The 12,695-nt window shown below is 74.9% G+C and carries 13 protein-coding genes; 2 read left to right on the forward strand and 11 right to left on the reverse strand.

Features of this window, described 5'->3' with window-relative positions:
- Positions 1-132: 132 nt before the first annotated feature.
- Together P2H44_RS09365 and secG are read right to left on the reverse strand one after the other, a co-directional pair.
- Complete coding sequence (locus P2H44_RS09365; protein ID WP_275763244.1) at positions 133-2,040, reverse strand: ArnT family glycosyltransferase; 1,908 nt, start codon at positions 2,038-2,040, stop codon at positions 133-135.
- Between the two features lie 136 nt (positions 2,041-2,176).
- Positions 2,177-2,590 (reverse strand): preprotein translocase subunit SecG, encoded by a 414-nt coding sequence (secG, locus tag P2H44_RS09370; RefSeq protein WP_275763245.1) that lies wholly within the window; start codon positions 2,588-2,590, stop codon positions 2,177-2,179.
- A 218-nt stretch (positions 2,591-2,808) separates the two neighbouring features.
- Here secG and P2H44_RS09375 point away from each other — a divergent pair, with 218 nt between their 5' ends.
- A complete protein-coding gene (locus tag P2H44_RS09375) occupies positions 2,809-3,840 on the forward strand; it encodes an aldose epimerase family protein (RefSeq protein ID WP_275763246.1) in 1,032 nt (343 codons plus the stop codon).
- A gap of 81 nt (positions 3,841-3,921) precedes the next feature.
- Here the strand turns inward: P2H44_RS09375 and P2H44_RS09380 are convergent, their stop codons facing one another.
- The 7 genes from P2H44_RS09380 to P2H44_RS09410 all read right to left on the reverse strand — a co-directional run bounded on the left by P2H44_RS09380 (position 3,922) and on the right by P2H44_RS09410 (position 9,861).
- Positions 3,922-4,749, reverse strand: a complete 828-nt coding sequence (locus P2H44_RS09380) for an arginyltransferase (RefSeq protein ID WP_275763247.1) — start codon at positions 4,747-4,749, stop codon at positions 3,922-3,924.
- Positions 4,750-5,162: 413 nt separating this feature from the next.
- Complete coding sequence (locus P2H44_RS09385) at positions 5,163-5,546, reverse strand: DUF2852 domain-containing protein (protein WP_275763248.1); 384 nt, start codon at positions 5,544-5,546, stop codon at positions 5,163-5,165.
- Between the two features lie 160 nt (positions 5,547-5,706).
- A complete protein-coding gene (locus P2H44_RS09390; RefSeq protein WP_275763249.1) occupies positions 5,707-7,206 on the reverse strand; it encodes a class I SAM-dependent methyltransferase in 1,500 nt (499 codons plus the stop codon).
- Between the two features lie 157 nt (positions 7,207-7,363).
- A complete protein-coding gene (locus P2H44_RS09395) occupies positions 7,364-7,885 on the reverse strand; it encodes a hypothetical protein (RefSeq protein ID WP_275763250.1) in 522 nt (173 codons plus the stop codon).
- 133 nt (positions 7,886-8,018) lie between these two features.
- Positions 8,019-8,789 (reverse strand): hypothetical protein, encoded by a 771-nt coding sequence (locus tag P2H44_RS09400; RefSeq protein ID WP_275763251.1) that lies wholly within the window; start codon positions 8,787-8,789, stop codon positions 8,019-8,021.
- Between the two features lie 165 nt (positions 8,790-8,954).
- Positions 8,955-9,401: a DUF6691 family protein gene (locus tag P2H44_RS09405; RefSeq protein ID WP_275763252.1), complete on the reverse strand. Its 447-nt coding sequence runs from the start codon at positions 9,399-9,401 to the stop codon at positions 8,955-8,957.
- A 19-nt stretch (positions 9,402-9,420) separates the two neighbouring features.
- On the reverse strand, positions 9,421-9,861 hold the full coding sequence (locus P2H44_RS09410; protein WP_275763253.1) for a YeeE/YedE family protein: 441 nt from the start codon (positions 9,859-9,861) through the stop codon (positions 9,421-9,423).
- A gap of 175 nt (positions 9,862-10,036) precedes the next feature.
- On the opposite strand from P2H44_RS09410, the gene P2H44_RS09415 reads away from it, so the two are divergent.
- On the forward strand, positions 10,037-10,387 hold the full coding sequence (locus P2H44_RS09415) for a DUF4864 domain-containing protein (RefSeq protein WP_275763254.1): 351 nt from the start codon (positions 10,037-10,039) through the stop codon (positions 10,385-10,387).
- Positions 10,388-10,515: 128 nt separating this feature from the next.
- On the opposite strand, the gene P2H44_RS09420 is transcribed toward P2H44_RS09415, so the two are convergent.
- A complete protein-coding gene (locus tag P2H44_RS09420; RefSeq protein ID WP_275763256.1) occupies positions 10,516-11,118 on the reverse strand; it encodes a hemerythrin domain-containing protein in 603 nt (200 codons plus the stop codon).
- Positions 11,119-11,314: 196 nt separating this feature from the next.
- Positions 11,315-12,439 (reverse strand): hypothetical protein, encoded by a 1,125-nt coding sequence (locus P2H44_RS09425; protein WP_275763257.1) that lies wholly within the window; start codon positions 12,437-12,439, stop codon positions 11,315-11,317.
- Between the last annotated feature and the right edge of the window lie 256 nt (positions 12,440-12,695).

Raw genomic sequence — 12,695 nt, forward strand, 5'->3', positions numbered from 1 at the left:
GGGTCCTCGGTCCGGGGACGCCGTATAACGCGCACGGCGGCCGGGGCCAAGCGGCAGGGCGACGCGAGGGGCAGGGGCGTGGCGCCTCGGCCTCGGGCGCGCCCCGAGCCGGCGCGCCCGGGCCTCGCCCCCTCAGGGGCAGTCGGCGAAGGCCTCGACCCCGTCGCGGGTGAACAGGCGCAGGGTGGTCGTCCCGCCGCGGTTGGGGTTGAAGGCGAAGACCGAGGTCAGCTCCCGCAGGTGGGGGGGCGTCGCCTCGCCGGTCAGGTTCAGCGCTTCGTCGAGCTGGTCGCGGCGGCGATCCTCGATCCAGACCAGCGGCGCCTCGGCCTCGCGCAGCTCGGCCGCGGCCTCGGAGGGGAGCAGCAGGCGGGTGCCGGTGCCCTGCAGGAAGACGAGGCTCGGTTCGCGGTAGGACTGGGTGTCGGCGGGGCGGCCGGCGCAGGCCTCGAACGGCGCGGCGGCGCGGGCCATCAGCTGGCTGGGGAAGCCCCAGGTCAGCGAGGGCAGGGCGAACTGCAGGGTCGCGGGATAGAGCAGGACCGCGGCCGCGATCATCGCCGCCACCGCGTCGCGCCGGCGCGCCGACCACAGCGCGACCGTGCCCAGCCCGACGAAGAGCAGGCCGGCGAGCGCCAGCAGCGCGCCCCAGGGCGAAACCGTCCCGTTCACGTAGAGCGGCAGGCCGACGTCGGCGAGCGCCAGCGCCCCGCCCACCAGGGCGAAGAGCACGGCGGCGGCGATCGACTGCCAGCGGCTCGGCGCGCGCACCGGCGAGGTCAGCCACAGCGCCACCAGGCCGGCGGCGGCGGGGGCGGCGGGCATCAGGTAGTGGGGCAGCTTTGTCGGCGTCGCCTCGATGATCAGCCACCAGACCAGCGCGATGGCGAGCAGCGGCGCGGTGGCGCGCGCGCCGCGGGTGCGCCAGGCGTAGGGGGCGGCGAGCAGGATCAGCGGGGCCCAGGGCCACAGCACCGCCCAGACCACGCCCAGGTAGGTTCCCGGGGGGGCGCCGTGCTTCTCCTGCCCCTCGGCGAGCTTGCCCAGGAAGTCGCGGCCCAGCGCTTCGGCCCAGAAGCCGCCGTCGGAGGCGAGGTGGATGGCGATCAGCCAGGGGATCACCAGCGCGACGAACAGGATCGGGCCGGGGCTGAGCAGGCCCAGCGCGCGAAGGGGGGCGGCGGTGCGCTCGGCGAGCAGCGCGCCGAGCACGGCGAGCGCCAGGATCGCGGGGGCGATGGGCCCCTTGACCAGCACCGCGAGGCCCAGCGCGCCCCACAGGATCAGCCGCAGCGCCAGCGCGTCGGGGCGCGGCACGCGGGGGTCGTCCACCGGGGCGCTCGCCCCTGCGCGGGCGGCGTGGGGATGCCAGGGATCCACCTTCCAGCCCTTGCCCGCGGGAGCGGAGGGGGCGTCGGGGTCCGGCACGTCCAGCGCGCGGCCGGCCGCGATCTCGATAGGCGGGGGCGCGGAGGCGAGGCCGGAGCGGGTCAGCAGCCGCACCCAGGCGCCCAGCGACAGCATCGTCAGGCCCAGCAGCATGGCGTCGGTCTTGGCGATGTTGGCCTCGCCCGCCAGCACCAGGCTGGTGGCGGTCAGGCCGGCGGCGAGAAAGGCGCTCTGCGCCCCCATCAGCGGCCGGAACGTCCAGGCGGTGGCGAAGACCGCGAGGATCGCGCCCAGCAGCGAGGGAATGCGCCAGGCCCAGATGCCGGTGCCCTCGGGCCCGCCGACGGCCGCGACGGAGGCCGCCTGCATCCAGTAGATGCCGATGGGCTTCTTCCAGCGCGGCTCGTCCTGGAAGCGGATGTCGACGTAGTCGCCCGTCTCCAGCATCTGCTTGGTGGCCTGGGCGAAGCGGGCCTCGTCCCGGTCGGTGACGGGCAGGTCGGCGATGCCGGGCAGGAACAGCGCGAGGCACAGGACCAGCAGCGCCAGCGCCCGCGCCCAGCCCCGGTCGGCCACGGCCTCGGCCGCCGCCGTGGCGCGGGCCCCGAACCAGGCGGACGTTCGCAGGGGCAGGGAGGGTCGCGCGCTCATCTCGGTCATCCGCTCTTCGATGCAAGAACGGCCGGCGGGGGCGCCGCCGGCCGAGGGGAACGTCGACCCAGCTCTGGGCCGAAATGGGGCGATCCGTGGGGCGGAACGGCGCCCCGCGCGGCGACCGCGCGGCGGATCAGTCGGCCGAGGGCGGCGCGATGGGCGCGTTGGGCGCCGGCGCGGTCCCCTGGCCGCCGCCGTCCGCGGCCGGCGGGCTCAGCAGCTTCTGCAGGTCGGAGGGCAGCTCGTCGTTCGCGTCGGGCAGGGGCGCGGTCTCGCCCGCCGCCGGGGCGCCGATGCGGTCGAGCACCGAGCGCTCGCCCGAGTTCTGCGCCGCGATCACGGTCAGCGCCAGCGAGGTCAGGATGAAGGCGCCCGCCACCGCCCAGGTGGCCTTGGCGACCGCGGTGGTCGCGCCGCGGGACGAGACCATCCCGCCGCCGCCGCCTCCGCCGATGCCCAGCGCGCCGCCTTCGGAGCGCTGCAGCAGAACCAGGCCGATCAGCACGGCGGCGAGGATCAGGTGGATGATGAGCAGGACGTTTTCCATGGGCCGGGCGCTCTTTCCTTCCGGGCCGCGCGGCACGCGCGGAGACGGAGCGCGCACGGGCGCCCCTTGGACTTGGCGGGCCATGTAACCCCTGCGCGCGGCGATGTCGAGACGCCGCCCCTGACGCGAGGGGGCGCTTGATCGCCGCGCCGCCCCGTCGCAGAGGTGGAGGGGCGGTGCCCGCGCCGCCGACCGTCGCCCATCCAGGAGATCGCGCCATGACCCTCGAGATCCGCGACCTCGCCCGCCACGAAGGCGAGCCGATCCGGGAGGCGACGCTCGACAGCGGCCTCGCCCGGGTGCGGCTGCTGAGCTGGGGCTGCGCGCTGCGCGACTGGCGCGCGCCGGTTGGCGGCGGCTGGCGGGCCTGCACGCTGGGGCTGGCGCGGGTCGAGGACTATCCGGCGCATTCGCCCGCCTACGGCGCCATCTGCGGCCGCGTCGCCAACCGCATCAGGGGCGCGCGGTTCGAGCTGGAGGGGCGGGAGGTGCGCCTGACCCCGAACGAGGGGGCGAACCTGCTGCACGGGGGCCGCGGCCTCGCCCGGCGCAACTGGCGCATGGAGGCCGCTGGCGAGGCGCTGCGCCTGAGCTGGGACAGTCCCGACGGGGAGGACGGTTTCCCGGGCGCGGTGGCCTTCACGGTGGACGTGCGGCTGGACGGGGCGCGGCTGATCTACGAGATGCGCGGGGTTCCCGACCGGCCGACGCCGATCAACCTCGCCCAGCACGCCTACTGGAACCTCGACGGCGGGGGCGAGGTGCTCGACCACCGCCTGCGGCTCGACGCGGACCGCTGGGCGGAGGTGGATGCGGGCCAGATCCCCACCGGGCGGCTGATTCCAGTGGGCGAGGGCCGCCCCGATTTCCGCGAGCCGCGCACGCTGCGCGATGCGGACGGGCGCGGGATCGCGGTCGATCACGCCTATGCGCTGAGCCCCGGTCGCGACCCGGCCCGGCCGGCGGCGGAGCTGACCAGTGGGGCGGGAGACCTCCGGCTGCGGCTCTGGACCGACCAGCCCTCGGTCCAGGTCTACGACGCGCCGGGGCTGAGCCTGGCGGTTCCTGGCCTCGACGGGACGCCGGCGGGGCCGTTCGCGGGCCTGTGCCTCGAGGCGCAGAACTTTCCGGATGCGCCGAACCGGCCGGAGTTCCCCAGCCCCCTCGCGACGCCGGAGCGGCCGTATGTCCAGCGGCTCGAGATCGAGATTCGGGAGATCCCCGCGGCCGAACGCGCGCCCCGGACCTGAGCCGGGAGCGTCGGATCGGGCGGCGGGCCCGGGGCGCCGCCGATGCGGAGGAGGCGGCGGAGGGGCGGCGGAGCGCGGGGCTCAGCCGTTCATCAGGCGCGCGACCTGGTCGGCGATGGGGTCGATGGGCAGGGCGGGCGCGTCGGCCGAGACGTCCTGGGGCCGGTCGACCCGCCGCCAGGTCTCGCCATGATAGATCTCGAAGGGCGTGAAGCGCGCCTTGTAGTTCATCTTCGGCGAGCCGGGGACCCAGTAGCCGAGGTACACGTAGGGCAGGCCCGCGGCGCGCGCGATCTCGAGATGATCGAGGATCATGTAGGTGCCCAGGCTGCGCCGGTCCTCCTCGGGATCGAAGAACGAGTAGACCATCGACAGCCCGTCGGCGAGCACGTCGGTCAGGCAGGCGGCGACCAGCACGTCGGGCCCGCGCTCGCCCTTCTCGCGGTCGGGCGCGCGGCGATATTCGACGACGCGGGTGCGCACCGGCGTCTCCTCGATCATCGCGGCGAATTCGAAGGCGTCCATCTCGGCCATGCCGCCGTCGGCGTGGCGATGGTCGAGATAGCGGCGGAACAGGTCGTACTGATCCTCGGTCGCCTGGGCGTTGGCGGCGTGACGGGTCAGGTCCTCGTTCCGCGCGCGAACGCGGCGCAGGGTGCGCCCAGGTGTGAAGCCCTCGACCGGGATTCGGGTCGACAGGCACGCCGAGCAGCCCGCGCAGGAGGGGCGGTAGACCACGCCCTGGCTGCGCCGGAAGCCGCGCAGCGACAGGAAGTCGTTGACCGCGGCGGCGTCGGGATTGCGCAGCGTCGTGAAGAGTTTCCGCTCCGCCCGGCCGTCGAGGTAGGGGCAGGGCTGCGGCGCCGTCACGAAGAACTGCGGGGCGATCTTTCCCTGGTGGTGGCTCATGGACCCCATCGAAAGCTGGAAACGAGTCGCAGCGTATCAGCCGGTCATCAAGCCGTCATCATCGCTCCGGCTGAAATGTCTTCAGGATCCTGCGACCATGGCGCCGATGCCATATCCTGAATGTTTGGAGCGGTCCGGAGGGGCCGGCGTTCGGCGGGGACTGCCCGGACATGCGAACGCCCGGAGGCCTGCGCGGCCTCCGGGCGTCGCGGCCCCCTTGCGGGGCGCGCAGGCGGTTCCCCGGCGTCGGGGGAGAGGGGAAGACCCCTTCACCGGGGGCGCCGCGGCCCGCCGCAGGGCGGGCCGGCGCGTCCGGCCCCCAGGCCCCCCGAGAGGGGCGAGGGCCGAAGCGGGGTTCAGGCCCGGGCGCGATCGCCCGGGCGGGGGAGGGCCCGTTCGGCCGGGCCGGCGGCTCAGGCCGTGGCCACGTCCGGCGCGGGCTTGCGGCGCTCGTCCATGAACTGGTCGAACTCGGCCTGGTCCTTCGCCTTGCGCAGGCGGTCCAGGAAGGACTGGAAGGCCTCCTGCTCCTCCTCGAGGCGACGCAGGGTCTCCTCCTTGTAGCTGTCGAAGGCGGTGTTGCCGCTCGAGCGATAGACGCCGCGCGCGCTCCGCTTCCAGCGAGAATTGCAGCCCTTGCCCATACGTCCGCTCCAGATCATGTAGAAAAGCATGGCCAGGCCAAGCGGCCAGGCCCCGACGATGAAGAGGAAGACCATCGCCCCGATCCAGCCGGGCTTGCCCCAGTGGTCCAGCGTGGCTTCCGCGCGTTTCAGCAGGTCCTTGATCCTGTCCATCTCCGTCTCGATCCCTTGGTCATGATGTGAATGTAATTCACATTTACATAGATGGGCGAAGCCCCGCGGTTCGCAAGGGGGGATTCAGGGATTTTCACGGCGGATCGTCGGTTTTCCGTCGCCACGGAATCCAGCGACCCCGCGCGGCCTCCGCGCCCGGTCAGTCCGCCGCCGCCTGCGGGCGCGCGGGGGCGGCGTAGAGGTCGAGGTCCGGGACCAGCCGGCGCAGGTGGTCGAGGTCGGGCGGGGGCGCCGCGCCGTCGCCGTCGAGCGCTTCCTCCTCGTCCTCGCCCGCCGGCGGGAGCGCGTCGCCGTAGAGCATCGCGCGCTCGTGGCGGTTCGGGGCGACGCCGCCGGCGAGGACGGCGGAGGCGAAGGCCGGCGGGCGGCGGATGGCGGCATGGGCGGCGCGGTTGAAGCGCGCGCAGGCGGCCTCCGCCTCGGGGTCGAGGCCCTGTGGGCCGAAGCCGGCGGCGGGGCGCAGCCGCCCGCCGGCCAGCAGCACCACCAGCGCCTGGCGCACCTTCCGGGGATCGGCGCCGCCGGCGGCGACATGCGCCGCCGCCTCGCCCAGGGTGCAGGGCGCCTGGGCCGCGAAGGCGAGCGCGGGGCGCGCGATCTCGGGGTCCGGGGCGACCGTGCCTCGGGCGGTCTGGACGGTGGGCGCCTCCGCGAGCGGGGCCGCGGCGACGATCCGCAGCGCGTCGAGCGCGGCCTCGGCCTCGGCGTCGGGCAGGGCGGTCTGGCCGCGGGCGAAGACGTCCATGCGGAAGCTGCGGGCGGCGGCGATGTCGCGCATCATCTCGACGTCGCCCTCGCCCCGCCGCTCGGCCTGGGCGAGGGTCTCGCGCAGCTCCGCGGGGAAGTTCAGCCGGTCGAAATTGTCGGTCAGGCGGGCGGAGCCGAGGTAGGCGAGCCGCGCGGGGGCCAACGCCTCGGCGACCTCGTGATGCCAGCAGGCCCCCGCGCCGCCGGGCAGGTATTCGTGGGCGAGGTAGGCCATGGGGAAGCGGTCGATCCGCTTCACGAAGCGCGACAGCGCGGGCGCCCCGCGCATCACCCCCGCCTCGGCCGCGTCGAGCTGGGCGAAGAAGCGCCGCGCGTCGAGGATCGCCCGCTCCCCCGCCGCGCCGCGTCGTCCGGCGGCGAGGGCGCCGACCAGGGCGCGGAACGGCGCCAGCGCCGCCCAGCCGGCGGCGGCGTTGTAGCCCAGGTAGACCAGCGAGCCCGGCGCCGTCGTCTCGCGCAGCAGCGCCACCAGCGCGGCGCGGGCGGGGGCGTCGAGCCAGGTCCAGACCCCGTGGGCGACGACCACGTCGAAATGGCCCAGCAGGGCGGGGTCGACCAGCAGCTCGTCGAAGGCGGCCTCGAGGAAGGTGGCGTTGGGCAGCTCGGCGGCGTCGACCAGCGCCCGGGCGCGCAGCACGTGGTCGGGGTCCGCGTCGACGCCCACGAAGCGGTGGCGCGGGTTGGCGGCCGCCAGCAGCGCCAGGCCGAAGCCCGTCCCGCAGCCCAGGTCCAGCACCCGCAGCGGGCGGGCGAGCTCCAGCCCCCGCCGTCCGCGCAGCGCCTGCAGCGCGTGCAGCGCGGCGGGGGCGGCCTCGGGCTGGAAGCTGTCCACATAGCCGCGCGCGACCCCATAGGCTCCGGTTGCGGTCATGATCGAAGGTCCTGAAGCGTGCGCCGGCGGCGCGGGGCGGGAGAGCGGGCGCGGCGGGTCCGCCGCGCCCATCCCCGCGCCCCGTCCGGCGCAGGGAGCGGCCGGGCAGGGCGCGGGGGCTTCCCCGCGGGGGCGCGCGGGGAATCGGCGGATCGGCTCAGAGGTCGGTGGAGTTTCCGCCCCCGAAGTCGAAATCCGCCAACGGGTTCCAGGCGGAGTGTTCGTCGCGTGCGTCGTCGGAACCCGCATCGCTGACCTTGAACGCCAGCAGGGGCGTGGCCTTGTCGAGCTCGCGGCCCCCGCCGCGGATCTCGAGCACCTCGATCTCGACGTCGTCGAGCAGGGCGGCCTCGCGCTTGAGGAACTCAAACGCCTCGGCGTCGTTCGCGGTGAAGCCCTCGACCTTGAGGAAGAAGTCGGCGGCCGCGGGGGCGCCCGCCGCCTCGCGCACCTTCTGCACGGCGGGCAGCAGCAGGCCCACCAGGTGCACCTCCGCGTCGCCGTCCACCAGCAGGTCGTCGAAGCGGGAGAACAGGCCGACCAGGTCGCGGTCCTCGTCCGACAGCCGCTTGAGGAGGTCTGCGTCGTCGAGGAGGTCGGCGTCGGCCCATTTCTTGATGGACAGCCGGTCGAACTTCACCTTGCCGGCGCCGCCGCCGCCCCCGGATCCCGTTGGCATGGTCGATCCTCCCCTGTCTCGCGCGCGCCCGCCGGTCCCCAACCGTCGCGGGCGCGTTGACGAACTAGGATAGGCGGGGGCGATTGAACCTAGAGTGAGGATGACGTAACGGAAGCGTTCATCTCCGCGCCCGTCAGAACCGTCGCCACAGGCCCAGGCGCACCTGCACGCCGTCGGCGACCGCATGGCTCCACGGCGTCGCCTCGACCTGGAGGGAGAGGCTGTCGCCGCGCCCGATCTCGCGCACCGCGATCCAGGAGATGCGGGCCGCCTGCCAGGCGCGGCCGGTGCGCTCCCCGTCGAGGTCGGCCTCCACCTGCACCAGGCTCAGCCAGCCGGGGCCGGGGCGCAGACCGAGGACGGCGGTGGCCAGCGCGCGGTCGGCCTCGTACGAAGCGCTCTCGACCCGCCAGCCGACCGAGGCCTCGGCCCAGGCGTCGCCGAAGCGGGAGGCGAAGCCGCGGCCCCACAGCAGGCGGGCGGTCACGTCGGCGCCGTCGTCGCTTTTCAGGAAGCCGCCCCCCGCCTCGGCCTGGAGGGAGACGACGTCGCCGGCCTCCGAGCGCAGGAGGCGGGCGCGCACGAAGCCCTCCACCCGCCCCTCGAACCGGTCGGGGCGGCCGGGGTCGATCACCTGGTTGCTGTTGAGGCCGATCGTCAGCCCCTCCCGCCAGCCATGCTCGATGTAGCGGTCGCGGCGCAGGCCGGTCGGGCCGTCGGGATCGGGGGCGACGGCGATGGAGAGAAAGCTGCTCCCCGGCTCCGCCGTCCAGGCGCCGGCGAGGGCGGGGCGGGGGCCGGCGGCGAGGGCCGCGACGAGCAGCAGGGCCGCGCGCAGGAGCCCGGCCCCGCCGCTGGCGGACGGGACCGGGCCGGGGCGACGCGTCGGGCCGGGACGGCGCATGACGGGCTCCTGACAGCGAAGGAACCCGGGCAGAGTGAGGCCCCAGGGTAAACGGAGTCTTACCACCGCCCCGGCGCAGAGGGATTTTCGCGGAACGGGCGGGGCCGGGAACGCGAAAGGGCCGGCGCGACGGCCGGCCCTTCGTCGTGCGGAGGCCGCGAGGCCTCAGGCGCGGGCGCGCGCCCGGGCCACGCCGCGGTCGTAGAGGGCGAACAGCGCCATGCCCGCGGCCATCGCGGCCATGAAGGTCAGCACCGGGCCTCCGCCGATCGCCAGCGCCGCGAAGCCGCCCCCGGGGCAGATGCCCGACAGGCCCCAGCCGATCCCGAACAGGGTCGAGCCCGCCACCAGCCGCGCGTCGATCCGCGGGCGCGCGGGGCCCGGCATGGCGCCGCCGAACAGCGCCGTGCGGCGCGGGCGCGCCAGCAGCCAGGCCACGGCGCTGACCGACATCGCGCCGGCCATCACGAACATCAGCGTCGGGTCCCACGCCCCGTCGGCGATGGAGAGCACGTCGAGGAAGGCCAGGACCCGGGCCGGGTTGGCCATGTCCGAGACCAGCAGGCCGAGGCCGAAGACCAGGCCGGCGGCGAAAGCGACTATCCTGCGCATGATCGATCCTTTCCCCGTCTCAGAACAGGCGGCCGACGGCGACGGTGACGATCGCCGCGGTCATGAACACGCCCATCGCCGCCATCGAGCGCAGCGACAGCCGCGCCGAGCCGCAGACCCCGTGCCCCGAGGTGCAGCCCGAGCCGAGCCGCGCGCCGAAGCCCACCAGCAGGCCGGCGACGATCAGGGTCGGAGCGTCGGCCTCGACCACGATCTCCTTCGCGCCGCCCACCAGGAAGTAGAGCGCCGGCGCCAGCGCCATGCCGACCAGGAACAGCAGGTTCTCGGCCGTCAGCAGCCGGCCGGCGCGCCCGCCGGGAAGGCCCTTCATCAGGTCCTCCACCAGCCCGCCGGCGATGCCGGAGATGCCGGCGATGCGGCCCGAGCCGAGAAGAAACAGGCCCGAGGCCGCGCCGATCAGCGCGCCGCCCAGCAGGCCGAGGATCCAGTCAGGAGACATGTTCAGCCTCATAAGAATTCAGGTAACAGAATATATATTCGAATCGTCGAATGCCTGCAAGACGGACGCTGCGTGAAACCGTTTCGGCGCGAAGCCCGTATCCTTGAGCGAGGCGCCGCATCCGCGGCGGACATCGCCCGCCGGTCCCGGCGGCGCGGCGCAGGAGGACGACGCCATGATCGCACGAAGCCCCGCCCGCCGCATCCCGCGTCTCGCCTTCGCGCTGGCGCTGGGCCTTGCGGGGGGCCTCGCCGCGCCGGGCCCCTTCGCGCCGGCCGCGGCGCAGGAGGCGGGGGCGGCCGCGGAGATCCGCGGCGTGATCGAGCGCCAGCTCGAGGCGTTCCTGGCCGGCGACGTGGACGCGGCCTGGGGCTACGCCTCGCCCGGCATCCAGGGCCTGTTCGGCTCGGTCGAGAACTTCGGGCGGATGGTGCGCGAGGGCTACCCGATGGTCTGGCGCCCGGCGGAGTGGCGCTTTCTCGAGCTCGCGCCCGAGGCGGCGGCCCGCGGCTGCGCCAGTCGGTGATGCTGCGCGACGCCTCGGGCGCGGTGTGGATCGCGGACTACTTCATGACCGTCGTCGACGGCGCCTGGCGCATCGACGGCGTCACGCTGCGCAAGCCCGAGGCGACGGTCTGACCCCCGCGCCGGTCTTCAGAGCCCCAGCGAGGCCTCGCCCGCGTCCAGCATGATCGGGATCACGATCTCCTCCTCGTCGAAGAGGTGGCGGTCGAGCAGCCGGTCCATGCGCTTCAGTTCCGCCAGCACGTCGGCCATCGGACGCTTGGGGTCCGCGGGCCCCGCCTGAAGCGCGTTCAGCGCCCCCACCGCGCCGGCCTGGAAGCGGTCGAGCGCGTCGTGGATCGAGTGGTGGTCGCGGTCGAGGATGTCGAAGCCGCGCTGGAGCTTCGGCTGAAGCTTCAGCAGGGCGGGGAAGTAATGCATGTCCTCGATCTGGTGATGCCCGTGGAGCTGCTGGAGGAAGAAGCCCGCGATGCGGCCGAACTCCTGGCTCCAGCGGCCGGCGGGCTTGGCGCCGTCCAGCGCCTCGTCCGTCAGCCGGGTCATCACGCCCATCGCCTCGCGGAACATGGCGTGGCGGTCGAGGTAGAAGCGGGTGGTGGGCCCGAAATTGGGATGGTCCCCCCAGATGTGGCGCGGGTAGTCGCCCAGCAGGAAGCGAAGGTCCTCCGGCAGGCCGGGACGCTGGTCGAGGGCGAGCGCGGGGTCGAGCTCGGGGGGCAGGGGGGCGGTCATGGCGGCTCCGGCGGCTGTGCGCTGGGGACGGTAGGGCCGCGGGCCCCCGAGGCCAAGGGCGGGGCGGGGCGAACGGATCGTTTCCGAGGGGGAGACGATGCCTGCGGACGGGGCGGGTCCGAAGCGGCCTCGCCCCTGTCCTCGCCGATGCGGGGAGGGAAGCGCGGCGGGAGGCGGCGCCTCCCGCCGCGGCGCGTCAGAGATAGGCGGCCAGCAGCAGCGCGGCCAGCGGCACGCTGAGGTCGCCGAACAGGCTGTTCGCGCCCCAGGCGTCGTAGCCGAACGCGTAGCCGTCGGGACGCCAGGTCGAATAGGGCGTCGGGTAGGCCGAGCGGTAGGGGCCCGAGCGGTAGGGGTCGACCACCCGCACCAGCGTCGTGCGCCGCGGCTCGGCATAGCGCACCGAGCCATAGCGCACTGGGTCATACCGCACGGGCGCGTATCGCACGGGCCGCGCGTCCCAGCCGTAGGGATAGGCGTAGGCCGGGGCCCCGACGCCGAAGAGCGTGGTCACCGGGGTCGGCCGCCAGCCGAAGGCGGGCGCGATCAGCGAGGCGACCGAGAGCCGGGCGCCCCCGGGTCGCGCCCAAGCGGGACCGGACGCGGGCAGCACGCGCACCTGGCGCGGCTCGTTCCAGCCGCTCCAGCGCTCCGTGCGGGCGGGGGCGAATAGCAGGCGGGCGCGCTCGCGCTCCTGCGCGCGCCAAGCGTCGCGCCAGCGCCGGTCGTCGCGATCCTCGCGCCAGCCGAAGTCGGCGTGACGCGCGGCGAGGCGGCGATCCTCGCGCCAGCGGGCGTCGTCGCGCCAGTCCGCCCAGGCGTGGCGGTCGTCGCGGTGCTTCGCGCGCCAGGCCTCGGCCGCGGTCAGGCGGCGGCCGTCGTCGCTGCGGTCCTTGCGGAGATCCTTGTTCTTGCGGCGGTCGTCGTCGCGGCGCGCCTCGCGGCGGTCGTCCTTGCGCCTGGCCTCGCGGCGGTCGTCGTCGCGATGCCGCTCGCGCCAGGCCGCCGCCGAGTCGTCGCGCTTGGCCTTGCGCCCGCCGGCCTCGGCGGTCTTGCGCTGGCCGGCCTTGCGCTCGGACTTGCCGCCGGCGTGGCGCTTGCCGTCGCCCTTGCGGGCCTTGCCGCCGGCCTGGCGCTGCTTCTTCTTCTTCGCGCCGGCCTTCCTGCGCGTCTCCTCGGCCTTCTTGCCGGCGACCTGGATCACCTCGGCGCCTGCGGGGCCGGAGGCGGGGATCGCGATCGACTGGACCGCCGGAGCCGCGACGGGCGCGAGCAGCGCGCCGGCCGCGACCCCGGCGGCGATGAGAGAGCGGATCTTCATGGTCCGGGCTCCTTCGCGGGCATCGGGGTCTGCAACAGGTGTGTCGCGGAACAAGGCGAACCGGCGCCGAAACCCGAGCGTGCGGGGGGCCGGGGGCCGGATATTCCGCCCGCCGGCGCCGTGCGCCGCGCCGCGGGGGGCGCCTTCAGCGGGGGTTAACCTGCGCGCAGGTCGGAGCGTGGCGCGCGGAAAGGGCGCGACGCATGCGCGCCGCGCCCCCCGCCGGCAGGCCGCCGCCGCCGGCCATCCCCGACCT

Origin of the sequence: Albimonas marina, from assembly GCF_029223255.1 — a bacterium.
Lineage (GTDB): Bacteria > Pseudomonadota > Alphaproteobacteria > Rhodobacterales > Rhodobacteraceae > Albimonas.